At 55.3% G+C, this 25,607-nt stretch carries 22 protein-coding genes; 12 read left to right on the plus strand and 10 right to left on the minus strand.

What is annotated here, in order from left to right; translation table 11 throughout:
- Nucleotides 1-4 precede the first annotated feature (4 nt).
- The 5 genes from VOI14_RS07000 to VOI14_RS07020 are packed head-to-tail and all read left to right on the plus strand — an operon-like array spanning nt 5 to nt 7,564.
- Complete coding sequence (locus VOI14_RS07000) at nt 5-1,621, plus strand: acyl-CoA carboxylase subunit beta (RefSeq protein ID WP_323751318.1); 1,617 nt, start codon at nt 5-7, stop codon at nt 1,619-1,621.
- A 52-nt stretch (nt 1,622-1,673) separates the two neighbouring features.
- Nucleotides 1,674-2,834, plus strand: a complete 1,161-nt coding sequence (locus tag VOI14_RS07005; RefSeq protein WP_323751319.1) for an acyl-CoA dehydrogenase family protein — start codon at nt 1,674-1,676, stop codon at nt 2,832-2,834.
- Nucleotides 2,835-2,855: 21 nt separating this feature from the next.
- Nucleotides 2,856-3,671, plus strand: coding sequence for an enoyl-CoA hydratase/isomerase family protein (locus VOI14_RS07010; RefSeq protein ID WP_323751320.1), 816 nt, complete (start codon nt 2,856-2,858; stop codon nt 3,669-3,671).
- Between the two features lie 54 nt (nt 3,672-3,725).
- Complete coding sequence (locus VOI14_RS07015; protein ID WP_323751321.1) at nt 3,726-5,675, plus strand: acetyl/propionyl/methylcrotonyl-CoA carboxylase subunit alpha; 1,950 nt, start codon at nt 3,726-3,728, stop codon at nt 5,673-5,675.
- Nucleotides 5,676-5,734: 59 nt separating this feature from the next.
- The gene (locus VOI14_RS07020) at nt 5,735-7,564 is read left to right on the plus strand and encodes a long-chain-acyl-CoA synthetase (protein WP_323751322.1); all 1,830 of its coding nucleotides are present in this window, start codon (nt 5,735-5,737) and stop codon (nt 7,562-7,564) included.
- Between the two features lie 55 nt (nt 7,565-7,619).
- Here the strand turns inward: VOI14_RS07020 and VOI14_RS07025 are convergent, their stop codons facing one another.
- Nucleotides 7,620-8,600: an NADPH:quinone oxidoreductase family protein gene (locus tag VOI14_RS07025; RefSeq protein ID WP_323751323.1), complete on the minus strand. Its 981-nt coding sequence runs from the start codon at nt 8,598-8,600 to the stop codon at nt 7,620-7,622.
- A gap of 267 nt (nt 8,601-8,867) precedes the next feature.
- On the opposite strand from VOI14_RS07025, the gene VOI14_RS07030 reads away from it, so the two are divergent.
- The 5 genes from VOI14_RS07030 (at nt 8,868) to VOI14_RS07050 (ending at nt 13,533) form a co-directional block, all read left to right on the plus strand.
- A complete protein-coding gene (locus VOI14_RS07030; protein WP_323751324.1) occupies nt 8,868-9,485 on the plus strand; it encodes a trimeric intracellular cation channel family protein in 618 nt (205 codons plus the stop codon).
- Between the two features lie 136 nt (nt 9,486-9,621).
- Nucleotides 9,622-10,920 carry an NCS2 family permease gene (locus VOI14_RS07035; protein ID WP_323751325.1) on the plus strand — a complete coding sequence of 433 codons (1,299 nt, stop codon included), beginning with the start codon at nt 9,622-9,624 and terminating at the stop codon, nt 10,918-10,920.
- A gap of 23 nt (nt 10,921-10,943) precedes the next feature.
- Nucleotides 10,944-11,486 (plus strand): adenine phosphoribosyltransferase, encoded by a 543-nt coding sequence (locus VOI14_RS07040; protein ID WP_323751326.1) that lies wholly within the window; start codon nt 10,944-10,946, stop codon nt 11,484-11,486.
- 21 nt (nt 11,487-11,507) lie between these two features.
- Nucleotides 11,508-12,170, plus strand: a complete 663-nt coding sequence (locus VOI14_RS07045; RefSeq protein WP_323751327.1) for a fumarylacetoacetate hydrolase family protein — start codon at nt 11,508-11,510, stop codon at nt 12,168-12,170.
- Between the two features lie 58 nt (nt 12,171-12,228).
- On the plus strand, nt 12,229-13,533 hold the full coding sequence (locus VOI14_RS07050; RefSeq protein ID WP_323751328.1) for an AarF/ABC1/UbiB kinase family protein: 1,305 nt from the start codon (nt 12,229-12,231) through the stop codon (nt 13,531-13,533).
- A 144-nt stretch (nt 13,534-13,677) separates the two neighbouring features.
- On the opposite strand, the gene VOI14_RS07055 is transcribed toward VOI14_RS07050, so the two are convergent.
- Nucleotides 13,678-14,355: an NAD-dependent deacylase gene (locus tag VOI14_RS07055; RefSeq protein ID WP_323751329.1), complete on the minus strand. Its 678-nt coding sequence runs from the start codon at nt 14,353-14,355 to the stop codon at nt 13,678-13,680.
- The gene (locus tag VOI14_RS07060) at nt 14,355-15,758 is read right to left on the minus strand and encodes an FAD-binding oxidoreductase (RefSeq protein ID WP_323751330.1); all 1,404 of its coding nucleotides are present in this window, start codon (nt 15,756-15,758) and stop codon (nt 14,355-14,357) included. Before VOI14_RS07060 ends, VOI14_RS07055 begins: the two co-directional genes overlap by 1 nt.
- 189 nt (nt 15,759-15,947) lie before the next feature.
- Here VOI14_RS07060 and serA point away from each other — a divergent pair, with 189 nt between their 5' ends.
- Nucleotides 15,948-17,177: a phosphoglycerate dehydrogenase gene (gene serA, locus VOI14_RS07065; protein ID WP_323751331.1), complete on the plus strand. Its 1,230-nt coding sequence runs from the start codon at nt 15,948-15,950 to the stop codon at nt 17,175-17,177.
- Nucleotides 17,178-17,252: 75 nt separating this feature from the next.
- On the opposite strand, the gene VOI14_RS07070 is transcribed toward serA, so the two are convergent.
- The 3 genes from VOI14_RS07070 to VOI14_RS07080 all read right to left on the minus strand — a co-directional run bounded on the left by VOI14_RS07070 (nt 17,253) and on the right by VOI14_RS07080 (nt 20,442).
- Nucleotides 17,253-18,554, minus strand: a complete 1,302-nt coding sequence (locus tag VOI14_RS07070; protein WP_323751332.1) for a S8 family peptidase — start codon at nt 18,552-18,554, stop codon at nt 17,253-17,255.
- Nucleotides 18,555-18,747: 193 nt separating this feature from the next.
- Complete coding sequence (locus VOI14_RS07075; protein WP_323751333.1) at nt 18,748-19,404, minus strand: OmpA family protein; 657 nt, start codon at nt 19,402-19,404, stop codon at nt 18,748-18,750.
- A gap of 48 nt (nt 19,405-19,452) precedes the next feature.
- Entirely contained in the window at nt 19,453-20,442 is a 990-nt protein-coding gene (locus VOI14_RS07080) for an alpha/beta hydrolase (RefSeq protein WP_323751334.1), read from the minus strand.
- Nucleotides 20,443-20,512: 70 nt separating this feature from the next.
- Here VOI14_RS07080 and VOI14_RS07085 point away from each other — a divergent pair, with 70 nt between their 5' ends.
- Nucleotides 20,513-21,406, plus strand: a complete 894-nt coding sequence (locus VOI14_RS07085; RefSeq protein ID WP_323751335.1) for an alpha/beta hydrolase — start codon at nt 20,513-20,515, stop codon at nt 21,404-21,406.
- Here the strand turns inward: VOI14_RS07085 and VOI14_RS07090 are convergent.
- Genes VOI14_RS07090 through VOI14_RS07105 form a run of 4 tightly spaced genes read right to left on the minus strand, consistent with a single transcriptional unit; the run spans nt 21,384 to nt 25,408 of the window.
- On the minus strand, nt 21,384-21,662 hold the full coding sequence (locus VOI14_RS07090) for a GIY-YIG nuclease family protein (RefSeq protein ID WP_323751336.1): 279 nt from the start codon (nt 21,660-21,662) through the stop codon (nt 21,384-21,386). The two genes, VOI14_RS07085 and VOI14_RS07090, sit on opposite strands and share 23 nt — an antisense overlap.
- Nucleotides 21,655-22,560, minus strand: a complete 906-nt coding sequence (locus VOI14_RS07095) for a DMT family transporter (protein ID WP_323751515.1) — start codon at nt 22,558-22,560, stop codon at nt 21,655-21,657. Before VOI14_RS07095 ends, VOI14_RS07090 begins: the two co-directional genes overlap by 8 nt.
- On the minus strand, nt 22,560-23,939 hold the full coding sequence (locus VOI14_RS07100; protein WP_323751516.1) for a sigma-54 dependent transcriptional regulator: 1,380 nt from the start codon (nt 23,937-23,939) through the stop codon (nt 22,560-22,562). Before VOI14_RS07100 ends, VOI14_RS07095 begins: the two co-directional genes overlap by 1 nt.
- Entirely contained in the window at nt 23,939-25,408 is a 1,470-nt protein-coding gene (locus VOI14_RS07105) for an ATP-binding protein (protein ID WP_323751337.1), read from the minus strand. Before VOI14_RS07105 ends, VOI14_RS07100 begins: the two co-directional genes overlap by 1 nt.
- Nucleotides 25,409-25,607: the final 199 nt, after the last annotated feature.

Here is a 25,607-nt window from a genome sequence, read left to right on the forward strand (position 1 = left end):
ATACATGCAGGTACTCGAATCAACCATTGCACCCCAGTCCAGCGAATTTCGGGCTAACGCAGAGGCCATGGAAGCGCACATCGAGACCTTTCGCGATGTTGAGCAGAAGGTTTTGGATCTGGCCGAAGCAGCCCGAGACAAGTTCACCCAGCGTGGCAAGCTTCTTCCCCGCGACCGTATCAACCGATTGCTGGATCGCGGCAGTGAGTTTTTGGAGCTTTGTTCGCTCACCGGTTATCAGATGCATGATGACAAGGACGGCTCCATGGCTGGCGGTGGCATTATTGCTGGCATTGGCCGAGTGGCGGGCATTCGGTGCTTGGTAGTCGCCAGCAACAGTGCGATCAAGGGCGGCACCATAACGCCTGCGGGCCTGGATAAAACCTTGCGCCTGCAACAGATCGCCAAAGAGAACAAACTGCCCATCGTGTCCCTGTCCGAGTCCGGCGGCGCCAACTTGAACTACGCCACGGATATTTTCGTGCCGGGCGCGCGAGGTTTTGCCAATCAAGCTCGACTGTCAGCAGCAGGGATTCCACAAGTTACCGTTGTTCACGGCAACGCGACAGCAGGCGGCGCTTACCAGCCCGGTCTGTCGGATTACGTCATCACGGTTCGCGACAAAACCAAGATGTTTCTGGCCGGCCCCCCTCTCTTGAAAGCAGCCACCGGCGAAATCGCGAACGATGAAGAACTCGGCGGTGCCGAAATGCACGCCACTGTTGCGGGTACCGCAGAGTATCTTGCAGAAGACGATGCCGATGGAATTCGCCAGGCTCGGGAAATTCTTGGCGCCCTGCCCTGGAATGACAACCTCCCCGTCCAGCGGGATATCACCTGGGACGAGCCGCTGTATCCGGCCGAAGAGCTTCTGGGTGTGATTCCGGCAGATGCCAAGAAGCCCTATAACGTGCGAGAAATCATCGCACGCATTGCCGACGGCTCTCGTTTTCTGGACTTCAAAAACGAGTACGACAATCAAACCGTTTGCGGCACCATCCGCATTGAAGGCCATAGCGTGGGTGTCATCGGCAACAACGGCCCCATCACCGCCGCCGGTGCCACCAAAGCTGCACAGTTTATCCAACTGTGTGATCAGGCGGGCACACCCATCGTATTCCTGCACAACACCACCGGCTTCATGGTGGGCACCTACTCCGAGCAAAACGGCATCATCAAACACGGCTCCAAAATGCTTCAAGCCGTCGCGAACTGCCGTGTACCAAAGCTTGCAGTTGTGGTCGGTGGTTCCTACGGCGCAGGCAACTATGCCATGTGCGGCCGAGGCCTCGACCCAAGATTCATCTTTGCGTGGCCCAACAGCCGCACCGCTGTGATGGGCCCGGCCCAAGCTGGCAAGGTGCTGCGTATCGTCGCCGAAGAAAAACAACGTAAAAGCGGCATAGAGCCAGACGAGAAGACCCTCGAGTTTCTGGAGCAAGCAACCACCAAGAAACTGGAAGACGGTTCCACTGCCCTGTTTGGCACCGCCCGTCTGTGGGATGACGGCCTGATTGATCCGCGGGACACACGGCGTGTACTCGCCAGCACTCTGTCTGTTTGTCGCGAAGCAGAGCAACGCCAGTTACGCCCCAACGCCTACGGCGTGGCACGCTTTTAATCCCGGACGAATTAACTAACGAACAATAATGAATTAGAGCAGGAGAGCACACATGAACTTCACCTCAGAACACGATGCCCTTAGAAAAACCGTCAGGGATTTCGTTGAAAAGGAAATCAACCCGTATGCTGATGAATGGGAAGAAGCCGGCGAATACCCCATTCGCGATGTATTCAAAAAACTCGGTAATCTGGGCCTGCTCGGCATTCAGAAGCCCGAAGAATACGGCGGCATGGGTCTGGATTACAGTTACAACCTGGTTGCGGCGGAAGAACTCGGCATGGCCAAGTGCGGCGGTGTGCCTCTCTCTATCGGCGTGCAAACCGATATGTGCACCCCGGCTATTGCTCGCTTCGGTTCAGACGAGCTCAAACGCAATTTTTTGACCCCGGCCATCACCGGTGAGCTGATCGGCTCAATCGGTGTGAGTGAAGTGGGTGCGGGCTCCGATGTCGCAGGCCTTAAAACCACAGCCCGAAAAGACGGTGATGACTACATCATTAACGGCTCCAAGATGTGGATCACCAATTCTCCCAAAGCCGACTTCATCTGCCTGCTGGCCAATACCAGTGACGACAAGCCACACAAGAACAAAACCCTGATTGTGGTTCCCATGAACTCACCCGGCATCACGCTGAGCCCGCACCTGAACAAATTGGGTATGCGTTCATCCGAAACCGCCCAGGTGTTCTTCGACGATGTCCGCGTACCACAGCGCAACCGCATTGGCGCAGAGGGCACTGGTTTTATGTGTCAGATGATCCAGTTCCAGGAAGAACGCATGTGGGGTGCGGCCAATGTCATCAAAGCTCTGGAAAACTGCATTGAACAGACCATCGAGTACTGCCAGGAGCGCAAGACCTTCGGGCAGCCGCTGATCAACAACCAATACATCCACTTCCGCCTCGCCGAACTGCAAACGGAAGTCGAAGCATTGCGCGCCCTCACCTATAAAGCGTGTGAACTGCACGTTGCCGGCAAAGACGTCACCCAACTTGCCTCCATGGCCAAACTCAAAGCCGGCCGGTTAGGTCGCGAAGTCACCGACTCCTGTCTGCAATACTGGGGCGGTAACGGCTATATGTGGGAAAACCCGCTCGCCCGTGCCTTCCGGGACGTGCGTCTGGTGTCCATTGGCGGCGGAGCAGACGAAATCATGCTGGGCATTATCTGCAAGACGATGAACATCTTGCCGGGCAAACAAAAGGGCTAAACCGTTCGCATGGAGTCTTTTATGGAACTGCAATTACCAAGTTGCGAAACCCTCGCCTTCGAAAAGAACGGCCCGGCACTGATGGTGACCATCAACCGCCCGGAAGTCCGAAACGCCATGAGCCTGAAAATGGTCGCTGAACTCTCCGCCATTTTCACCCAGGTTGAAAACGACGACACCATCAGAGCCGTCGTCATCCGAGGCGCCGGTGGGCACTTCTGTGCCGGTGGTGATATCAAAGACATGGCGGGTGCTAGAAATCAGGAGGGCGAAGGGCGCGACAACCCTTTCTACAAGCTGAACAGAGCCTTCGGCGAGATGATTCAGCAGGTCAACGAATCCTCAAAAATTGTCATCGCCATCACTGAAGGAGCGGTCATGGGTGGCGGTTTCGGACTGGCCTGCGTCTCCGACCTTGCCATTGCCGGTCCAACCGCCAAATTCGGCATGCCAGAGACCACGCTCGGCATTATCCCCGCCCAGATTGCCCCCTTTGTCGTCGCCCGAACGGGCCTGACCCAAGCGCGCCGATTGGCACTGCTCGGCCTTCGAGTGGATGCAAAAGAGGCGCAATCGTTAGGCATCGTTCACCAGATCGCCGACAACGAAGAGCAGATCGAAACACTGCTGGCTCAAGCACTCGATCGCGTTCGCCATTGCGCACCGAACGCCACAGCGCAAACAAAAGCTCTTCTGCATAGAGTCGGTAACGAAAACATGAGCAAACTGCTCGATGACGCCGCCGAGATGTTCTGTTCCGCTGTTCGCGGCCCGGAAGGGGCTGAAGGCACCATGGCGTTTGTTCAGAAGCGGGCGCCTAAGTGGGCTAATAACTAAAAGCAGGCGCGCCGACAACTGCGCGAACGAGCTCCAAGGTAAGAGAATATTCACATGCTAAAAAAACTACTCATTGCAAACCGTGGCGAAATCGCCTGCAGAGTTATTCACACCGCCAAAGCGCTCGGATACCGAACTGTCGCTGTTTACTCAGAAGCTGACACCAACGCCCTGCATGTCGAACAAGCCGACGAAGCCGTCTGCATCGGCCCCGCGCAAGTCACTGCGTCCTACCTGAACGCAGAAGCCATCCTCGATGCCGCCGAAAAAACTGGCGCCGACTGCATCCATCCCGGCTACGGCTTCCTGTCTGAAAACGCCGGCTTCGCAAAAGCCATCAAACAGGCTGGCCTGACCTTCGTTGGCCCGCCGGAAAACGCCATCGAACTCATGGGGAGCAAACGTCGCTCAAAAATCGCCATGCAAGCAGCCGATGTGCCCGTGGTCCCCGGGTTTGAGGGCAACAACGCCAGCGACGACGAACTCATAGCGGCCGCCAAAGACATCGGCTATCCGCTCATGCTTAAAGCCTCTGCCGGCGGTGGTGGTCGTGGCATGCGCCTGGTCGAAAACGAAAGCGATCTTGCCGACAGCATCAAACGAGCGCGTTCCGAAGCCAAGCAAGCCTTCGGCGACGACGAAATGATCATCGAAAAAGCGGTGATCGAACCTCGCCACGTCGAAATTCAAGTCTTCGCTGACCGCCACGGCAACGCCGTCTATCTCGGCGAACGGGACTGTTCCGTTCAGCGCCGACACCAGAAAGTCGTGGAAGAAGCCCCCTCACCGTTCGTAACACCCGAACTGCGCCAAGCCATGGGCGAAGCCGCCGTCAAAGCCGCGCTGGCGTGTGGCTACGAAGGTGCGGGCACCGTTGAATTTCTGGTTGATAAGGACCGAAACTTTTACTTCCTGGAAATGAACACCCGCCTTCAGGTAGAACACCCGGTCACCGAACTGATCACCGGCCAGGACCTCGTGGCCTGGCAGCTAATGGTGGCTGAAGGGCAGCCGCTACCGCTGGCTCAAGACGATATCCAGCTCAATGGCCACGCCATCGAAGTCCGCCTCTACGCCGAAGACCCGGCAACCGATTTCACCCCGCAAACCGGCACGCTCCATCAATTCGCCCCGGCCGAAGGCGAAGGCCTGCGTGTTGATACCGGCGTTCGATCTGGTGATGTGGTGAGTCCCCATTACGACCCCATGCTGGCCAAAGTCATTGCCTGGGGCCAAAACCGGGACGAGGCCCGTCGCCGGCTGATTCGTGCTTTGGAAGACACCACCGTCTTCGGCGTCACCACCAACCGCCATTTCCTGAGCCGCATCATCGCAGACGAAACCTTTGGTGCAGGTGAAGCAACCACGGCCTTCCTCCAGCAGGCGTTCAAAGAAGATTCATCCCTTGCCCCACACATTCTCAGCATACGCGAACTCGCTCTTAGCGCCTGCGCACTCAGCCTTGGCAGTTCGGGCCAAAATGGCTGGAGCAACGCCCCGTCTACCGTTATGCCTATGAGTATTGAGGTGCAGGACCAGACCGTCGAACTGCTCGTCCGAAGATCGGGCGAGAAGCTCTCCGTCTCGCATGAGGATGCGCACTACGATCTGCAACTGCACAGCCATAAGCCCGGATTGTTATGCATTATCGACAATGGCGTTCGTCACCGGTGCCAATACCACCGCGACGGTGATTCCCTATATTTACAAGCCTCCGGTCGCTCCTGGTCAATTATTGATCGAACACACGCACCTGCCGCTGGCGCCCAAGCGACTGGCAGTGGGCGCATACAGGCCGCGATGGACGGCGCGATCATCGATGTCCTCGTCGCTGACGGCGATGCCGTTGTTCAGGGCCAGACTCTGGTCGTACTGGAAGCGATGAAAATGGAACACCCCGTCAAAGCTGATCGGGATGGCGTCGTGGCTGGCCTGCACACCCGGACAGGCGACCAGGTAAAGCGCAGCCAACTGCTGGTTGAGCTAGCCTCTGAGGAGGCCTAAATAACTATTTAATTCCAGAGCAACACACTAGCTCTCGTGACGAAGGGAATGGAACAACCATGAGTCAAGATACAATCTCCACCCGCGACTTGATGCGCAGCCTGCCACCCGTGCTCGGTCGCTTTCCTTCGATTGCACGAGGGCTTTACTATTACCTCGCAAAAGACAATGAAAAAGACCTGAATCTGGGCAAGCTGATCACCCACAACGCTCGGAAATACCCGAACCGTCCGGCCATCCTTTGCGACGACCTGACGGTCACCTGGCAGGCGTTTGACGCTTGGAGCAACCGAATAGCCCACTACCTGAAAGATCAGGGGCTGGTGAAAGGCGACTCGATTGCTATTCTCCTGGAAAACCGCCCGGAGCTGCTGGCGGTCGTGGCCGGCGCTGCCAAAATCGGTGTTGCCTGCGCCATGCTCAACACCTCGCAGAAGGGCAAAGTGCTGATCCACAGCATCAACCTGATCGAGCCAAAGATGCTGGTCGTTGGCGAAGAACTTCTCGAGCAGGCTGAGGGCGTCCGCAAAGACATTCAGTTGCCCCACGCCAACCCTATACTGTATCTGACCGATGCCAATACCCAGAACATATTCGGCGATGCACCCGAGGGCTACACCAACCTGGCCCTCGAAGTCAGCAAATTCCCCTCAACACTGCCTGAAATAGACGATCCGGTGCGGATGGGCGACACCGCGGTTTATCTGTATACCTCCGGTACAACAGGGCTTCCCAAGGCCGCACCGGGTTCACACCGTAAGTTCGTGCGCGCCTACGGTGGCTTTGGCATGCTGTCACTGAACATGAAGCCGGAAGACGTACTTTACTGCACACTTCCGCTCTATCACGGCACCGCTTTGTTGGTCTGCTGGGGCTCGGTACTCGCGGGCGGCTCCGCCATTGCGCTGCGCAGAAAGTTCTCCGCGCGCGCCTTCTGGGACGACGTGCGTCGTTATCAGGCCACCACCTTTGGTTACGTTGGCGAACTCTGCCGCTACCTGCTGAACCAGCCTGCCAGCGATCAGGATCGCAACCACCCTCTGAACAAAATGATCGGTAACGGTTTGCGTCCATCCATCTGGACCGAATTCAAAGAGCGGTTCGGAATCGAGACCGTGGCGGAACTTTACGCGTCATCCGAAGGCAATATTGGCTTCTCGAACTTCTTCAACATGGATAACACCGTGGGCTTTTCGACGGCCCCGTATCGATTGGTAAAATTCCACGAAGGCACCCGCGACCCGATCCGCAATGAGAAAGGCCGTTTCGAGGAAGTTGAGAAAGGCGAACCCGGCTTGCTGCTTGGCGAGATCACCAAAAAGTGGGCTTTTGAGGGCTACACCCAAAAAGAAGCCACGGAAAAGTCCATCCTGCGGGACGGTTTCAAGAAAGGCGATTCCTGGTTCAACACAGGCGATGTGTTACGGGAAATCGGCTTCCGCCACTTGCAGTTCGTGGATCGCATGGGCGATACCTTCCGCTGGAAAGGTGAAAACGTTTCCACCACTGAGGTGGAAAACATCATCGACGGTTCCGGTATGGTCGAAGAAGCCATCGTTTACGGTGTTGAAATCCCCCACACCAACGGCAAAGCCGGCATGGTGACGTTGGTTCCGCAACAATCCGGTGGTGCTTTTGATGCCGACAAGCTCTTGGCTTACCTGCAAGAAAATCTGCCGGTTTATGCCGTGCCGGTGTTTATTCGGGTGACTCAGGCTATCGAGAAAACAGGCACGTTCAAGTACCGCAAGGTGGATATCCAGAAACTGAGCTACTCGCTGGATCGACCGGACGATGACGTCTACGCCTGGTTTCCGAAAACCAACGGTTATACCAAGCTGACACCGGAACTGGTGACTGACATCGAGGCGGGGGATGTTCGGTTCTGATTTTTAACGTTTAAAGCAGGGACCGGTTGCCGGTCCCTGCCTGCTTGTTCAGGTATCATGCACCAACGTTCAGAATAATCTTCCCTGTTGCGCGACGCCCTGTTAGCGCACCCAATGCCTCAGCGTACTGGTCGAACTCGAACACTTCACTGACTTTCGGGTCGATTTTACCTTCGGCATAGAGTTTCAAAAGGTCCATCATATTCTGGGCACTGGTCTCTGGCTCTTGCCGGGTGAAGCTACCCCAGAACACACCAACGACCGCGCAACCTTTCAGCAATGGCAGGTTCGCTGGCACTTTCGGAATATCACCCGCGGCGAAACCGATGATCAGATGGCGGCCGTTCCAGGCCATCGAACGCAACGCCTGCTCGGTGAAATCACCGCCGACCGGGTCGTAGATTACATCGACACCCTTGCCGTTGGTCAGTTTCTTAACCGCATCCTTTACCGACTCTTCAGAATAGTTAATCAACTCATCCGCGCCGGCTTCTTTCGCAACGGCCAATTTCTCGGCGTTGCTGGCCGCAGCAATAACTTTCGCTCCCATCGCCTTACCCAGTTCCACCGCAGCCAGACCAACACCGCCGCTGGCACCCAACACCAACAAGGTCTCTCCAGGCTGAATATTGGCTCGCTGTTTCAGGGCGTAATAAGACGTGCCATACACCATCATGAAGCCAGCGGCTTGCTCATAAGGCATGCTTTCAGGCAACGGCAAAAGGTTGGATTCCGGCGCAACTACTTCTTCAGCGAAAGCTCCCCAGCCAGTCAAAGCCGCCACGCGATCACCTGGTTTAAAGCGGGTGACCTTATCGCCCACTTCTATGACCTCACCGGCCATCTCACCACCGGGTGAAAACGGCATTGGCGGCTTAAGCTGATACTTGCCTTCGATAATCAGAGTGTCCGGGAAGTTCAGGCCAGCAGCCTTTACTCGAACCTTTACCCCATGGTCTTTGGCCTCCGGACTGGACACCTCTTCGATAACCAGATTTTCAGCCGGGCCGTATTCTTTGCACAGAATTGCTTTCATGATCTCTCCAGAACAGTCCGGGTGTTCAAAAACCTCGTTACACCCAGATCAGCAGATTTACGCTTATTATTGAGCGAACTCAAGCTAAACAGAGTTTCTCCATGAAGCAAATTAAGTTCACTTATCTAGCCGAATAAGTCTAACTAATACTCTCAATCATCTGTCAAATAGCGGCCATTTGGATGAATTTAACAGCAATTTCGGCTATTCTTCGCCCTGTTCGTTCTGAATATTTAGAACCCAGACCCTTTCTGTCCAGAGTTTTCCATGTTTGACATTATCTACGCGCTTGAAATGATTGGCATCGTGGCTTTTGCCATTTCGGGAATGATCGTTGCGCGCTCGAAAAACATGGACCCTGTCGGGGTGTTTGCTATCGGATTTATCACCGCACTCGGTGGGGGCACGCTGAGGGATCTGATGATGGATAATCACCCCCTGTACTGGATCAAGCATCAGGAGCAGCCCATTTTGATTCTGGGCATGGCCATCGTTTTCAGTTATTGGAGCCGTGCCCACAGTCTGAAAGAGTCTCGAATTGTTTTCCCGGATGCTATCGGCTTGGGCATTTTCTCCATTCTTGGCGCCCAGTTAGCGCTTGATTTGGGGCACTCATGGTTTATCGCGTCTATGCTCGGGGTCATGACTGGGACTTTCGGGGGCGCGCTGCGCGATACACTTTGCAACGAAGTCCCCTTTATATTTCGAAAAGACCAGATTTACGCCTCCATTTCATTCGCCGGCTGCTGGCTGTATTTCGTTTGCCAATGGCTACTTGAAAGTGAAACCGCAGCACTGACCATTGGTCTGCTGTTTATCGTGCTGGCACGAATGATGGCCGTTCGCTTCGATATTCGCCTGCAGCGTGATCAAGCACAGAACTGAGCACAAAATCATCACTTGGCGCGGAGCCGTCTAGCCGGTAACATTGCCTTTTTTTCACACACAGATCGCTTTTTTTCCGCATTTAATCAGATTTTCACACCCTAACCCCAGGCACCCCGAGAGGCAGACCCAAGTCATGCTTGAACGACTGTTCCAACTCAAAGCCCACGGCACCAATGTTCGTAAAGAAGTCATCGCAGGTATCACCACCTTCCTGACCATGGCCTACATCATTGTGGTCAACCCCAGCATGCTGTCAGCAACCGGCATGGATTTCGGCGCCGTGTTTGTCGCAACTTGTCTTGCCGCGGTCATTGGCACCTTGATCATGGGCCTTTGGGCCAACTACCCCATCGCCTTGGCTCCCGGCATGGGGCTAAACGCCTTTTTCGCCTTCACGGTTGTTGGCAGCATGGGATACAGCTGGCAGGTCGCACTAGGCGCCGTGTTCATTTCCGGTTTCCTGTTTTTCATGCTGAGTATTTTCAAAGTCCGGGAATGGATCATTAACAGCATTCCGCTGTCATTGCGCTTTGGCATCTCCGCCGGTATCGGTTTCTTTCTGGCGCTGATCGCGCTGAAGAATGCCGGCATCGTAGTTGACCACCCCGCTACGCTGGTCAGCATGGGTGACGTCACCGCGGCAGAAAGCCTGCTGTTCTTTGGTGGTTTCATTTTGATTTGTGCTTTGGCCTTCCGCCAGGTTACCGGTGCCGTGATGATCGGCATTATCGCAGTGACTGTCGTCGCTATGATGCTCGGCATGGTTGAGTACAACGGTTTCGTGTCTGCGCCACCGAGTCTGGCCCCGACGTTCATGCAGCTCGATCTGGCCGGCGCCCTGAACATTGGCATGATCAGCGTGATTTTTGCGTTCCTGTTTGTGGATCTGTTCGACACCTCCGGCACCTTGGTTGGCGCAGCACAGCGTGGCGGCCTGCTCGACAAAGACGGCAAGCTCCCTCGCCTGGGTCGCGCGCTGATGTCTGACTCCGTCGCCACCATGTCTGGCGCAGCACTCGGCACCTCGACCACCACCAGTTATGTCGAATCCACCGCTGGTATCGCTGCCGGTGGCCGTACCGGTTTGACCGCCGTGGTTGTGGCTGGTCTGTTCCTGGCATGCCTGTTGTTCTCCCCCATCGCCAGCATCATCCCGGCTTACGCAACAGCTCCCGCTCTGCTTTATGTTGCCTGCCTGATGGCCAGTGGCCTGAAACTGATCGACTGGGAAGACATCACCGATACCGCGCCAGCCATCGTGACTGCCTTGATGATGCCTCTGACTTTCTCCATTGCTCACGGCATCGCACTGGGCTTCATCACATACGTAGCCGTTAAAGCCCTGGCTGGTAAATGGTCGGACCTGAACTGGAGCGTTGCCATCATTGCGATTGTTTTCGTACTGAAATTTATTTTCCTGGATTTGGCGTAAGCCATATCCAGAACAGGTGAGTTATGGATTATTTTTCCCAGAGCATTAAACAGGCCATTCGTACCGTTCCGAACTGGCCTAAAGAAGGCGTGTCGTTCCGTGACATCACCACGGTCCTGCAAGACAAAACCGCCTTCCGAAAACTGATCGATGCCTTCGTGCACCGCTACCATGGCCAGCATATTGATGCGGTTGCCGCGGTAGACGCCCGGGGCTTCATCATCGGTTCCGCCTTGGCCTACGAGCTCAACGCCTCTCTGGTTTTGGTACGTAAAAAAGGCAAACTGCCGTTCGACACAATGGTCGAAGACTACGAACTGGAATACGGCACCGCGTCGGTGGAACTGCACAAAGACGCTTTCAAACCCGGCGACAAAGTCGTTCTGGTCGACGACTTGATCGCCACCGGTGGCACCATGCTTGCAGCAAGCCGCCTGATCCGCCGTATTGGTGCAGAGATTGTGGAAGTGGCCGCGATGATCGATCTGCCGGAGTTAGGTGGCTCAAGTAAGCTGCAGGAAGAAGGCTTGCCGGTTTATACTGTGTGTTCGTTCGAAGGAGAATAACCACTCAGTCAGGAGGCGACCATGCCCGGTTACCAGCACCTTTGGAAAGACGGCACACCTGTCCACTTACCGCTCGGTAAAATCGTGTGCATTGGTCGCAACTACGCCGAACACGCCCGGGAACTGAACAACCCGGTTCCCAGTGAACCGCTGCTGTTTATCAAACCGTCAACAGCAGCCACTCATATCACCCGACCACTCGAATTGCCCCGCAACCAGGGGCAGGTACACTTCGAGACCGAACTTGCCGTGCTCATTGGTCGACCACTGACCAACGCCTCCGCCAGTGAAGCCGAACTCGCCATTCTCGGTTACGGCCTGGCACTGGACCTGACGCTTCGGGACCTGCAAACACAACTCAAAGAAAAAGGTCATCCTTGGGAGCGCGCCAAGGCCTTTGACGGCGCCTGCCCACTCTCTCCCTTTGTACCGGCCGACCAGCTTCCGAAAGGGAATATTCACTTTACCCTCGATGTCGATGGCCGCAGGCAACAGACCGGCGACACCCGTGATATGCTCAACACCATCGTGCCGCTCATTGCCCACATGAGCAGCCAGTTCTCCCTGCTTCCTGGCGATGTCGTATTGACCGGCACCCCTAAAGGCGTTGGCCCTCTGGAACTCGGCCAAACCTTGTCATTGGAGCTGGAGGATGTACTGTTTGTGGAAACCAAAGTCCTCTGACCTGCTGTTGCCAAGGGCCTTTGGTTAAACTTCTGCGTTAGGGAAATCGCACGTCACTATGGCTAAGAAACCTGTCACCTCACGTTCAGGCCGTTTTCTCAAGCTGGCCGGCATGACCGCTTCCGTAGCCACTGAATACGCCGGGCAGAAAGCCCGCGGCCTGTTTCGCACCGTCGATGACGAAGGCGCGAAAAGCGAAAGTTACACCCGCATGGCCAGTCAGATTGCCGACACACTCGGCGAAATGAAAGGCGCCGTCATGAAAGTCGGCCAGATTGCGTCCCAAACTCAGGATTTCCTGCCCAAAGAATTTTCGGACGCGCTGGAAAAACTGCAGAAAGAAGCGCCTCCCATGCCGTTCGAGGTCATTCTGACGCAGGTGGAAAGCGAACTGGGCAAACCGGTCAGCGAACTCTTCGAATACCTTCAGGAAGCCCCTTACGCCTCCGCTTCCATCGGCCAGGTCCACCGTGCTCGCATGCACGACGGAACCGACGTTATCGTAAAAGTGCAGTATCCGGGCGTCGATGAATCCTGTGATTCCGATCTAAAACAATTGCGGATGGCGTTAAAACTCGGCGGCTTGCTGAAGATGCCAAAAGAAACGGTAGACCTACTGTTCGGAGAAATCCGGGAACGCCTGAAGGAAGAGTTGGACTACGAGAACGAAGCGCAGAACCTCAAGATCTTCCACGACTTCCACAAAGACCAACCCTGGGTCATCATCCCCAAGGTCGTCGACAGTCACTCCACGCGCCGGGTTTTAACCCTGGAATTGGTCGAAGGCGACCACATCAGCAAGGTCACGCCTGAACGCTACAGTCAGGAAACATTGAACCTTATCGGCCACCGCATCTTCACCATCATGGCTGACCAGCTGTTCCGTTTCCAATGCATCCACGGTGACCCACACGCAGGCAACTTTGCTTACCGGCCGGACGGCACCATCGTCATGTACGATTTCGGCTGCGTGAAGAAACTGAAGCCGGAGATTGTAGATGCATACCGGAATGCTCTGATCTCTGCACTGAAAGAAGACTACATCAGCCTTGATCAACACCTGATCGATTTAGGCGCTCGCGTAGGTAGCCAGCCGGCCATCGACGAAGCCTACTACGCCATGTGGCGCGACATCTTGATCGTACCTTTCGTGGATGACGAGCCTTACGACTTTGCGGAAGCCGATATCCACAAACAGGTAGCGGCAAAAACCAGCACCGTGTTCAAGTATCTGGATTCCTTCAAGCCACCGGTAGAGAGTATTTTTATCGACAGGATGATTGCGGGGCACTACTGGATGCTAAAGCGCCTGGGGGTGCAGGCTGCGTTCAAGAGCGAACTGGAGAAATATCTCCGAAGCTGAGGCAAGAGCCCTGTCGGGGAGCGCCTTCCAAAACTGTGCGGAGCCATGGATGGCGGAGCCCAAGCGTCATATGGACGTGCCGAAGGAGCGTGTTTTGGAAGGCGCTCCCCGACAGGGCTCCAATCTCAGAAGCCTTAGGGGAACTTACCCCAACATCCGAACCCATTCTGCCAAGCCTTCACTGGCCCCTTTCCGAATTACCCGCGCCCGGGAAACCGAGGCCGGCTCTCCGGGGTCAATGACCGTAATCGGCACATCAAAGTCCACTTCGTGAACCAGCCCTGCAGCCGGATACACCTGCAATGACGTACCAACGATCAACAACCGGTCAGCAGTTCGCACCAGTTCCGCGGCGGCTTCCAGCATCGGTACTTCCTCGCCGAACCAGACAATGTGTGGGCGCAACTGGGTACCTCGATCACAAGTGTCGCCGGGCTGGATATCGCGGTAACCGATGTCATACACCAGATCGGGGTCAACCGTGCTTCGCGCTTTGGTCAGCTCGCCGTGCAAATGCACCACATTGCTTGAGCCGCCCCGCTCATGGAGATTGTCGACGTTCTGGGTAACGACGGTTACCCGGTACTGACTTTCGAGTTCCGCCAGCAGGCGGTGGGCCGAATTGGGTTCAACAGCTTGAAGCTGCCGGCGCCGTTCGTTATAGAACCGGAGAACCAGGTCCCGGTTCCGCTCGAAGGCTTCCGGCGTGGCTACATCGTACACACTGTGTTTTTCCCATAGACCGTCGTTATCCCGGAAGGTGGAAAGACCGCTTTCGGCGCTGACACCAGCGCCGGTGAGTACAACGATATGCTCTTTCATTAGTCGAAAATCTTCCCTGGATTCATAATGCCGTTCGGATCAAATGCCAGTTTGATCCCCCTCAAGTAAGCGATTTCTGCTTCACTGCGGGTGTACTGCAAGTAGGGTTTCTTGGTCATACCTACGCCATGTTCCGCAGAAACACTGCCCTGATAACGCTCAACAATCTCGAACACCCACTTGTTCACCTGCTGACACTTCTCGAAGAAGTCTTCCTTCGCCATGTCCTCGGGTTTCAGGATGTTCAGGTGCAGGTTGCCGTCGCCGATGTGGCCGAACCAGATGATTTCGAAATCCGGGTAATGCTCGGTCACCACGCTGTCGATTTCCTGCAGGAAACCCGGCACCTTGGAGACGACGACGGAAATGTCGTTCTTGTAAGGAATGCGCGGGGCAATGGACTCGGAAATCCGCTCCCGTAGCTGCCACAGACCATTAGCCTGTGTTTCGCTCTGGCTGATCACGCCATCCAGCACCCAGCCTTTTTCCACGCACTCTTCAAAAAGCGTCATGGCATCGTCCATCACCTGATCGGACACGGCCTCGAATTCCAGAAGCGCATAGTAAGGGGCTTCGGCTTCAAACGGTGCCTGCACCTGACCGTGCGCCAGCACGTGCTGCATGGCCTGATGGGAGAAAAATTCGTAGGCGGTCAGGTCGAGTTTGCTCTGGAACGACTGCAGCACATCCATGGTATTGACCAGATCATTCAGCCCCAGCACCAGCACAGTCAGGTTGTCCGGCTTACGGGTCAGCTTCATGGTCGCTTCGGTGATGAAGCCCAAGGTGCCTTCCGCGCCGATAAACAGGTGGCGCAAATCGTAACCGGTGTTGTTCTTGGCCAGATCCTTGTTCAGGTCCAGGATATCGCCCTTGCCTGTTACCACTTTCAGCCCTGCAACCCAGTCACGGCTCATGCCATAACGAATCACTTTGATGCCACCGGCGTTGGTCGACAGGTTGCCACCAAGTTGACTGGAACCGGCAGAGGCAAAATCCACGGGGTAATACAGGCCGTTTTCTTCTGCGAAGTTCTGCAGCTGCTCGGTAACCACCCCAGCCTGACAGCGCACGGTACGGTCGCTGCCGTTAAAATCAAGCACCTGATTCATGTTATCGAAGGCGACCACAATTTCACCGTTGGCAGCCACGGCCCCAGCGCTCAAACCCGTACGCCCGCCCGACGGCACCAAACCGATCTTGTTTTCGTTGGCAAACTTAACCACTGCCTGCACTTGCTCTGTGGTCTTCGGCAAGACAATGGCCATTGGTTTGGGCGGATAGATCTTGGTCCAGTCCTTACCGTAAGTGTCCAAATCGGAAGGGTCAGTCAGTACTTTGCCCGGGTTCTCAGCGGTAGTAACCAGTTCTTCAAGGGCGGCAATGATCTGTTCAGAACTCATGAGCGTGTCGGTCTCGTCAGGTTTAGGCTCTGGTTTGATCAAAATCAATACAAAAAGAATTGATCCAGGCAAACCGGCGCACTGTGAAAATCGATCTTTATGGTATCATACCGCCCCTGTTCTGTGAGCTAGGCTGACGATCCCTGGCCGCAGGTCATTTCACGTGACGAAAGGTTCGGAAGCACGCCCATGTCAAATACGTCTCTCGAAAAGAGCAAAATCCGGATCCTGCTGTTGGAAGGCGTCCATCAATCTGCCATTGATACCCTGAACGCTGCGGGCTACACCAATATTGAGTACCTGACCCATTCACTCGGTGAAGAAGAGCTGATCGAGAAGATTGCCGATGCCCATTTCGTTGGCATCCGCTCTCGCACCCAGTTGACCGAGAAAGTATTTGAAGCTGCCAAAAAGCTGGTCGCTGTGGGCTGTTTCTGCATCGGCACCAACCAGGTCAACCTGCAGGCCGCAACCCGTCGCGGTATCGCTGTGTTCAACGCGCCTTTCTCCAACACCCGCTCTGTAGCAGAACTGGTACTGGCACAGGCCATCCTGTTGTTGCGCGGCGTACCCGAAAAGAGTGCCAAAGCGCACCGCGGTGAGTGGCTGAAGTCTGCCAAAGACAGCTACGAAATCCGTGGCAAGAAATTGGGCATCATTGGTTACGGCAATATCGGTACTCAGTTCAGTGTTCTTGCCGAAGGCCTGGGCATGGACGTGTACTTCTACGATGTAGTTTCCAAACTGCCTATCGGTAACGCCACTCAGGTAGGCTCCTTGAAGGAACTGCTGAACATCGCTGACGTTGTTTCCCTGCACGTACCGGAAACACCTGCCACCAAGTACATGTTCAAAGCAGAGCAGCTGGCACAGATGAAGCCTGGCTCTATCCTGATGAACGCTTCCCGCGGCACCGTGGTCGACATCGACGCTCTGGCCGACACGCTGCGCTCCGGCAAGTTGCTGGGCGCTGCCATCGACGTGTTCCCGGTCGAGCCGAAGTCCAACAACGAAGAGTTTGTTTCTCCGCTGCGCGAATTCGATAACGTGATCCTGACCCCACACGTGGGCGGCTCCACCATCGAAGCTCAAGAGAACATCGGTCGTGAAGTGGCTGAAAAGCTCGCGATGTACAGCGACAACGGCACTTCCGTTTCCTCAGTGAACTTCCCGGAAGTTGCGCTGCCTTCGCACCCCGAACAGCACCGCTTGCTGCACATTCACGAGAACGTGCCGGGCGTCATGTCCGAAATCAACCAAGTGTTCTCGGAGAACAACATCAACATCTGTGGACAGTACCTGCAAACCAAAGAAGATATTGGTTATGTGGTTGTTGATGTCGATAAAGCCTACGGCGAGCTTGCGCTTGAGAAGCTGCGTCAGGTTAAGGGCACTATTCGTACCCGAGTGCTGTTCTGATTTAAGCCGTAACGGCAGATTCAGGACACAAAAAAACCGGAACAGCGTTCCGGTTTTTTTGTGTCCGCTTAACGGTTACTGCGGTGCGCGCAACAGCAAGTTTGGCGAACCGGCCTGGATATCATTCAGCACATTACCCGTGCCCAAATTAATCACAGCTTCCGTAACCTGAGCTGGCGTCAACCCCGGCTGTTCAGCCAGAATAAGAGCGGAAACACCTGCCACGTGGGGCGAAGCCATTGATGTACCACTGATGGTATTCGTCTGGCTATCATCTTCGTACCACGCAGCCGTAATGTCTGATCCCGGCGCAAAAATATCCAGACACTGCCCGTGGTTAGAGAACGAAGACCGCTGATCGTCCCGGGTGGTACTGCCGACAGTGATGGCAGGTTCAACCCGATTCGGCGACCCGTTACACGCATCTGCACTGTCGTTGCCAGCCGCGACAACAAAGGTCACACCTTCTTCAATGGCCCCGCGAACCGCATTATCGAGAGCGTCTGAAGCGCCACCACCCAATGACATGTTCGCAACCGCCGGAGCTTGATGATTAGCCGCAACCCAGTCCACACCTGCGATCACATCAGCGTTGCTACCGGAACCTGAGCAATCCAGAACCCGCACGGCCGCAACCGACGCCTGCTTTGCCACACCGTAGGTCAATCCAACTGACGTGCTGGCGACGTGAGTGCCGTGGCCGTTACAGTCCGTAGTATCGGTAGCGTCCGTTGAGCCTCCGAGATTCAACAGAGGGCCAAGCAAGGGCAATGCACCCAACCCTAAGAAACCCGCATCGTTAACCGCGAAATTACGACCTTCAATTACCCGGCCTGCAAATTCCTGATGCGTATCACGAAGTCCGGTATCGATCACATACACATTGACACCGGCGCCGCCAGACGCGGGATAACGATACTGCTCATCCAGCGGCAGTACCGTTTGGTCAATACGATCCAACCCCCAGGTAGCACCCGGCTGAGTTGCAGAGTTAGCCGCAACAACCCGGTCCTGCTCAACCTTCAGAACACCTGGTAGAGAAGACAACAAGCCCGCTTGCTGCTCGGTCAGTGCCAATGCAGCCCCCGTCAGCGCAGTCTGATACACATGCAGCACGTCACCGCCACCAACGGCAAACAGCAATGACTGAATACCCGCGGTCAAATCGCCAAGTCCCAATAGTTCAGGAAGAGCCGGGTCGAGCGTCACGATGTATCGGCCGGGAATTGCATCCCCTGCCTGCAGAGTAACGGTCTGGCTCGGCGTGTTTGTTGAACCGGTCAAACCGAGCGTATCAAACAATCCAGCCTGAGCCGGAGCGGCGGAAAGAAGACAGGCGCTTAAACTGGCAGCGGTGATCAGTGCATGCTTTTTCATAGGGCATTGCTCTCTTGTTGTGGATAACCGTGCTGATGAACTTGCCACAATCTGACGCCGCCCCCAGTATCCATTCGGGCCAACTACAACTCCGAATTCCTATAAAACAAAAAGCTTCGCGACCCGAGGGTGGCGAAGCTTTTTTCAAGCCCGGTGTAGCCGGGCTAACGCACTCTTACGAACGAAGTGAGCTTTACTGCATTGGTACCAGCGTTAGCTCAACACGACGGTTCTGTTCACGGCCGGCCGCTGTTTCGTTAGACGCTACGGGCGCGCGCTCACCGTATCCGGTCGCTCGTGTACGTCCTGGCGCGACACCCTGATTCATCAGAAAATCACGTACCGAAGACGCTCGACGCTCACTCAACAGCTGATTGTAGCTATCACTACCGGTGCTGTCAGTGTGGCCTTCGATTTGGATGATCGTCTTGTCGAACTCTTTCAAGACAAGCGCAACCGACTCCAAAGTGCCGGTAAAACCAGAACGAATGCTGGACTGATCGGTATTAAAGGTAATATTACCCGGCATCACCAATTCGATCTGATCACCATTACGAACAACACGAACCCCAGTACCTTCAAGCTGATTGCGCAACTGCGCTTCCTGGCGGTCCATGTAATAACCAATACCGCCACCTACAGCAGCACCGCTGGCGGCACCAATCAAAGCTCCCTTGCCACGATCGCTCTTACTAGACGTGGCCGCGCCGACCGCCGCACCGCCCAATGCACCAATGATGCTGCCCATGGTTGCACTCGAGGTTTTCTCTTCCCCGGTATACGGGTCGTAAGTCATACAGCCGCTTAGGCCTACAGTGGCTACGGCAAAGGCAAGAATTGCTTTCTTCATCACAAACTCCTGATGCTATTAGTTTTTAGCCGGCCATACCTGACCGCATTACTGAGAGAATGTATCAATGATGGTATTAAATACCGTCGCCTGCAAATCCTGAGCCTCATTGACCAAGTGATGTCGACCATCTGGAATGGTGCGCTCATTGACCGACGAAAACTTGTTTCGAATGATTCTAAGATTATGCTGCCAGTCGACGGTCAGGTCTTTTTCACCCTGTACAACCGTTACCGGGAAATCCACCGGGCGCGCCGATTCAATGTGTGGCACCCACTTGCGTAAAGCCGTAACCCAATCCACATGCACGGCTCTAGCTTGCAACGGATCATGCTCCCGCAAAAACTTAAGGAACCGGGTGTTACCGCTATTCGTGCTAAAAGCCCTGCGCCAACGACTCAAAAACGGTCGCGCCACGCTGTGCAGCACCTTGGCTCCCAGCCAACCCATGGGGCGCACCAGTGGAGCCAACAACACCACCTTGCGAAAAGCGGATGTTTCCTGGTTGTGGTGGTTAGACAACAGATAGTCGATCAGAATCGCACCACCTGTACTCTGCCCGACCGCAAACCATGGCCCTCCGACTTTATTGTCGACCTGTGCAATAACGGCAGACAATACCGCCTGATACTCCAAAAAGCTTCCGATGGCCGCTGGCGTACCACTGGACAACCCGTGCCCCGGCTGATCATAGGCCAGCACATCAAAGCCAGCCCCCAAACACCGATCGATAAGCTGGCTATAAAGCCCCACGTGATCAAAGTAACCGTGCAATATAAACACGGTACCTTTCGACTCATCCGCATCCGGCAACCGGAAATAATGCACCATCACCTCATGGTGCTGAGCCTTGATGTAGCCTTGGTGATACGTCACCTGCGGGTGTTCCACCCACAAGTCCAAACCGTAAAACCGACAATAGGCTTCCATCTCGAAACTAAGTTCGCGAGGCTCTTGCGGATTGAACGGCTCCAGCCGTTCAAGCAGCGAGTGCCTGTCCCAGTTCGGTATTTCTATGGTATCTGTTTTCCAGTACACGTAGAGTTAAACGCCTGTCATGTGTCAATAATTGACGATCATCGTAACCCATTCACCAAGGAGAGCACAGATGTTCCAACCGCTTCTTGAAGCCGGACTGCGCCAGATAATGTACCGATTGGTGCGCCCTATGCTCTCCAACGGTGTCCCCTTGGCACGGCAACGCTATCTGATTCGCCAAGCCTATCGCATGTCAGTGCCGCCCCGAAATATCCAGTTCACCCCGAGCCGTCTGGGCAATGTGCCGGTTTTGAGAGTACAAACCAATCCACGCCCATCGGGCACCATTCTTTACCTGCACGGCGGCGGCTACGTTATTGGCTCTGCCGCCACGCACAAAGGCATTGCCGGCCATCTGGCGAAACTAACCGGCTGTGAAGTGATCATCCCCGATTACCGTCTGGCTCCGGAGCACCCCTATCCCGCTGCACCAAACGATGCCGAAGCGGTTTACCTGGCGTTGCTTGATGAAGAGAACGCAGTAAACACGATCGCTCTGACCGGGGATTCTGCTGGCGGCGGGCTGGCGCTGGTACTGGCAATGCGACTGAGGGATCACGGGCACCCCGCACCATCGTCCATTACCTGTTTTTCACCGTGGACCGACCTGACCAGCCAGCAACTCTACCAACCTGAATGTGAACCGGTTCTGCACGGCAGCTGGGTTCTCAAAGCAGCCAAAATGTATGCCGGCGAAACACCGCTGACCGATCCAATGGTTTCACCGCTATTCGGTGAATTGCGGGGGCTTTCGCCCACATTGATTCAGGTAGGCAGTCAGGAAATTCTGCTCAATGATGCCACGCGACTGGCAGAGGCTGCCAAGAATGTAGACGTTGACGTCACTCTCGAAATCTACAACGGTCTCTGGCACGTATTTCAGACTCACGGCGCCCAATTAACTCGCGCATCTGAGGCACTGGAAACCGCCGCAAACCACATCAGGCGTCACATGGCAGGGTGATCTCGCCCCGCACCAGAGCCTCTTTGCGTGTCCGCGGCCAACGCTTCACCTGCCATTCCAATTTGGATGCCTGACTGCGGTCGCCCACCTGGGTATGAAACTCCAGAGTCAAAGGCCCCTTGCCTCTCAAGCTACGGGCCCCTTTTGGCGCACCCGCCTGATGTTCCGAAAACCGACGAGGCACGTCTGTTGTAATACCGGTGTACAAGCTGCCAGCAACAGTGCGCACCAGATACAGGTGCCACTGTTCAGCCATTTTCCAGCCCCTGAGTCCGGGCCTGCACCTTCTTTTGTTGCAGCCACAAGCCAGCAATGATCAACACTAACCCGATGTATGTTGAAGGCAGAATCACTTCACCCAAGATGAAGTAGATAAACACCAGTGAAAGGAACGGCGCTATAAAAATCAAATTACTGACTTTTGCCGTGTTTTCTGCCTTTTTCATAGCCTGAGACCACAAAATGAAGGCAATGCCCATCTCAAAGACACCGATGTATACTGCTGCCGCGAACGATCCAAAGCCGGAAAATTCGAACCCGATGGTAAACCCGCACGCCAGAGCAATCACCGGCAGTCCGAACAAAAAGTTCAGGAATAGCCCCACAATGGGGTCACGGGTGTCACGCGTCGCGATGATCCAGTAGGAGGCCCAAACTACGGTGCTCGCCAACGCCAGGGATACCCCGAGCGGGTCTGAGAAATTCAATGAAGTAACCGCGCCCCGAGTCGCAATCACCACCACGCCGGCGTAACACACCAATCCCGCCAGCACGTCGAGGCGGCGGAGCTTCTGCCCTAGAAAGGGCACAGACAAATACGCGAGAACCAGCGCCCACGTGTAGTTGAGTGGCTGCGCCTCTTGAGCCGGCAGGCGATCAAAAGCGCCGAATAACAGAAAATAATACAGGCAGGGGTTGATCAGCCCCATACCGATAGACTGCAGATACTGGCTCTTACTGAGCTGAAACACCTGTTGCCACCGGCCCATGATGACCAGAGCCGCAGCCATCACGAAAATAGAGGCCGCACATGCCACCAACAACATCTGAACCGGCGCCAAGTCCGCCAAGGCCAGCTTGAATGCGGTCGCCACGGTAGACCATAGCAACACGGTGGCCAGGCCATACAACATGGCCTGCTTCTGATTTTTCATCATTTCGGCTCCAGAGCGGATTCCAGCCAACGGTAGAGCGTTCGCCTGTTAATCCCCAGTATTTGCGCGGCACGACGTTTGTTGCCCTCCACCGCAGTCATCACTTGGCGCACATAATTTTGCTGCAAGGCCTCCAAGGTCGGCCATTCTGGGATATTTGGTCCCTCTGGGTCTATCGAATGTTCTTGAAATGTCCCCTGACGCTTCCGGATGCGCTCAGGTAAATGTTCTGGCTGAATGGTGTCGCCTCCGCAAAACGTTACGGCCCTTTCGATGGCACTGGACAACTCCCGCACGTTGCCGGGGAACGGATAGTCCCTCATCACTCTCAAGGTGACCTCACTGAATTTGATAAACCCGCGACCGTGCCGGAGACAGGCTTCCTTGAGGAAGTGCATGGCTAACAGTTCCACGTCTTCTCCCCGCTCTCGCAGGGGCGGCACGCAAAGAGACAAGGTTTCAAGCCGGTAGTAGAGGTCCTCACGGAATAACCCGTCTTCGACCGCTTTCATCAGGTCCACGTGAGTGGATGCAAGTATGCGCACGTCTACCGTTTCTTCGTGGTCTGCCCCAACCGGCTTAATCGCCCCTTCCTGCAACACCCGCAGCAGCTTGGCCTGAAGGGGCATGGGCATCTCGCCGATTTCATCCAGCAACAGGGTGCCGCCACTGGCCTCGGCAAACAAGCCCTTCCGGGCCTGCCGGGCACCGGTAAAGGCACCGGCTTCATGACCAAAAAATTCGCTTTCCATCAGGTCCGGCGGAATGCCTGCACAGTTCACGGCCAGAAATGCTTTGCTCGCCCGGTCACTCTGGTTATGAATGGCATGAGCGACCAGCTCTTTGCCGGTACCACTCTCACCATGGATCAATACCGCAGCCTGACTGCGAGCTACCTGTCGAATTTCCCCCCGCAAGCCTTCCATCGCGGAACTGTCGCCCACCAACCCCATATTCTGCTCGCCGTATTGGCGGGACTGGATTTCGGCCAATTGTCGGTTGATATCGGCCTGCGCCAGTAACCGCTTTATTTTCAGGCGCAGGTGATCTGTGGATAACGGCTTTGTCAGGAAATCATCAGCACCCGCCTGCAAAGCTTCTACGGCCTGGTCAACGGTGCCGAAAGCTGTGATGACGATAAAGGGAATCCCCGGGTGTTCTGCCTGCTGGAATGCTAGCACCTGCATGCCATCGCCATCAGGCAGCCGAAGATCCGAGACGATCAACGCCGGGCGCTGTTCTTTTAAAGCCTTACGGGCGTCTTGAACGGTGGCCACACTGACAACCGTGTAGCCATCCGCTTCCAGCTCTTCAGCCAGAAGTTGCCCCAGGCTCGGATCATCTTCCACCAACATTATAATGGGCGCGTTTGCTGACATCATGCTGTCTCCTTCGGGAAATAAAGACTCATACGGCAACCTCCCAGATCACTACTACCCACTTCTACCCGACCTCCGTGTTCTTTCAGTACACTACTGACCACCGCCAGTCCAAGCCCCGTACCCTCACCGGCCGCGCGGGTACTGTAGAAGGGTTCGAACACCCGGGCACGAAGCTCTTCCGGTATACCCGGACCGTCATCTTCTACCCGCACCTCCCAGTAATCGTCAGCATCATGGGCCGACACCCGTAACCGGCACCCTGCTGACTGGCAAGCATTGCGGATCACATTCAGGCAAGCCAGTCCGACTCGCAACGGCTCTGCCCGCACCATCATGGTTTTATCAAGCCCAGCGGTGTCCAGCATTTCGGGGTCACACCGGCTGTCTTCCGACACCCACTTCATGACATCCGAGAGCACCGACGATAAATCCAGCAACCGGCGGGAGTCCGGCACATGCCGGAAACAGTCCAGTAGCTGCTGAATAATGGTGGTCATACGAGTGACCTGATGTTCGATATCGGTGAGATGGCGTTGCTGCGCCTCCGGTAAACCCGAGCGAGCAAGGATGCGAGCACGCCCCTGAATAACGTTCAAAGGTGCCCCCAGTTCGTGGGCCACTCCCCCGGCAACCCGGCCGATCATTGCTACCTTTTCCTGATACTCCAGTTGTTCGGCCAGCGCTCGTTCCCGTGCAATTCGTCCTTCGATTTCCGCTTCTGCCGCAGCCATTCGACGGCCCAGGTTGAGAATGCCACTATGAATTTGCTGAAGTTCCCGAGGGCCAGACGGCGAAACCGCCAACAGCCATCGCCCAGGTGCCAGTCCGGCCATATTTTCCAGCAAGCGGCTTACATGCCGCCCCACCGTTCGGTAATGACCCAGCACCACCACCAGAATCAGAATGAACGAAAACGCAGACCAGATGCTCACGGCCCACCAACGGGAGGAGGCCACCAAATCATGGAAATCACTGCGCTTACGAGTGACCTGCAACAAGCCATGGATACGGCCATCGTCCCCCACCAGCGGCGTGAAATGGGAAAATACCGATTCGCCATCTACCCGACGAAATGCACCGCCCAGCTTCCCGCTGGCAATCACTTTTTCCGCACTCGCACTGTTGGACACATCCGTGTCGGCCACCCCCAGACTGGCGACCCGATCGCTGTTTTCATCGAACACCGAAGCCCCGGATATGCGGCCAATCTGAAAAATGGATTTCAGCGATTCCCCCAGCACTAACTCATCGCCCTGCGCCAACGCATTGGACACCGGCCCGCTCACGGCCTGAGCAACCAACTCAAGATCTTCTCTAAGGCGTTCGTTCAGGGCTCTTTCTACCGCCCCCAAGCCGATATAGATCGCAATACCGCTGAACAAAATCAAAGGCACCACAATGATCAAGACCAGAGTCAGCTGTAAAGACTGGAACATATCCCGAAAGCGCCAGCTAAGAGGAATCATAAGCCTCTCCTTTACCAGAGTGTCACAGCATTTCTGACACATGAGGCATTTTGCCACAACCTTCATTACCAACCATTAACCCAAAAAAACAAACAAACAATTGATTTAAAAGCATTTTATAAGGAACTCAAGATTGGCATGCAGCCTGCAATGGCTAGCGTGACATCCACAGACACTGGGCGCAGCACATTTCAGCCCC

Origin of the sequence: Marinobacter sp., from assembly GCF_034669625.1 — a bacterium.
Taxonomy (GTDB): domain Bacteria; phylum Pseudomonadota; class Gammaproteobacteria; order Pseudomonadales; family Oleiphilaceae; genus Marinobacter.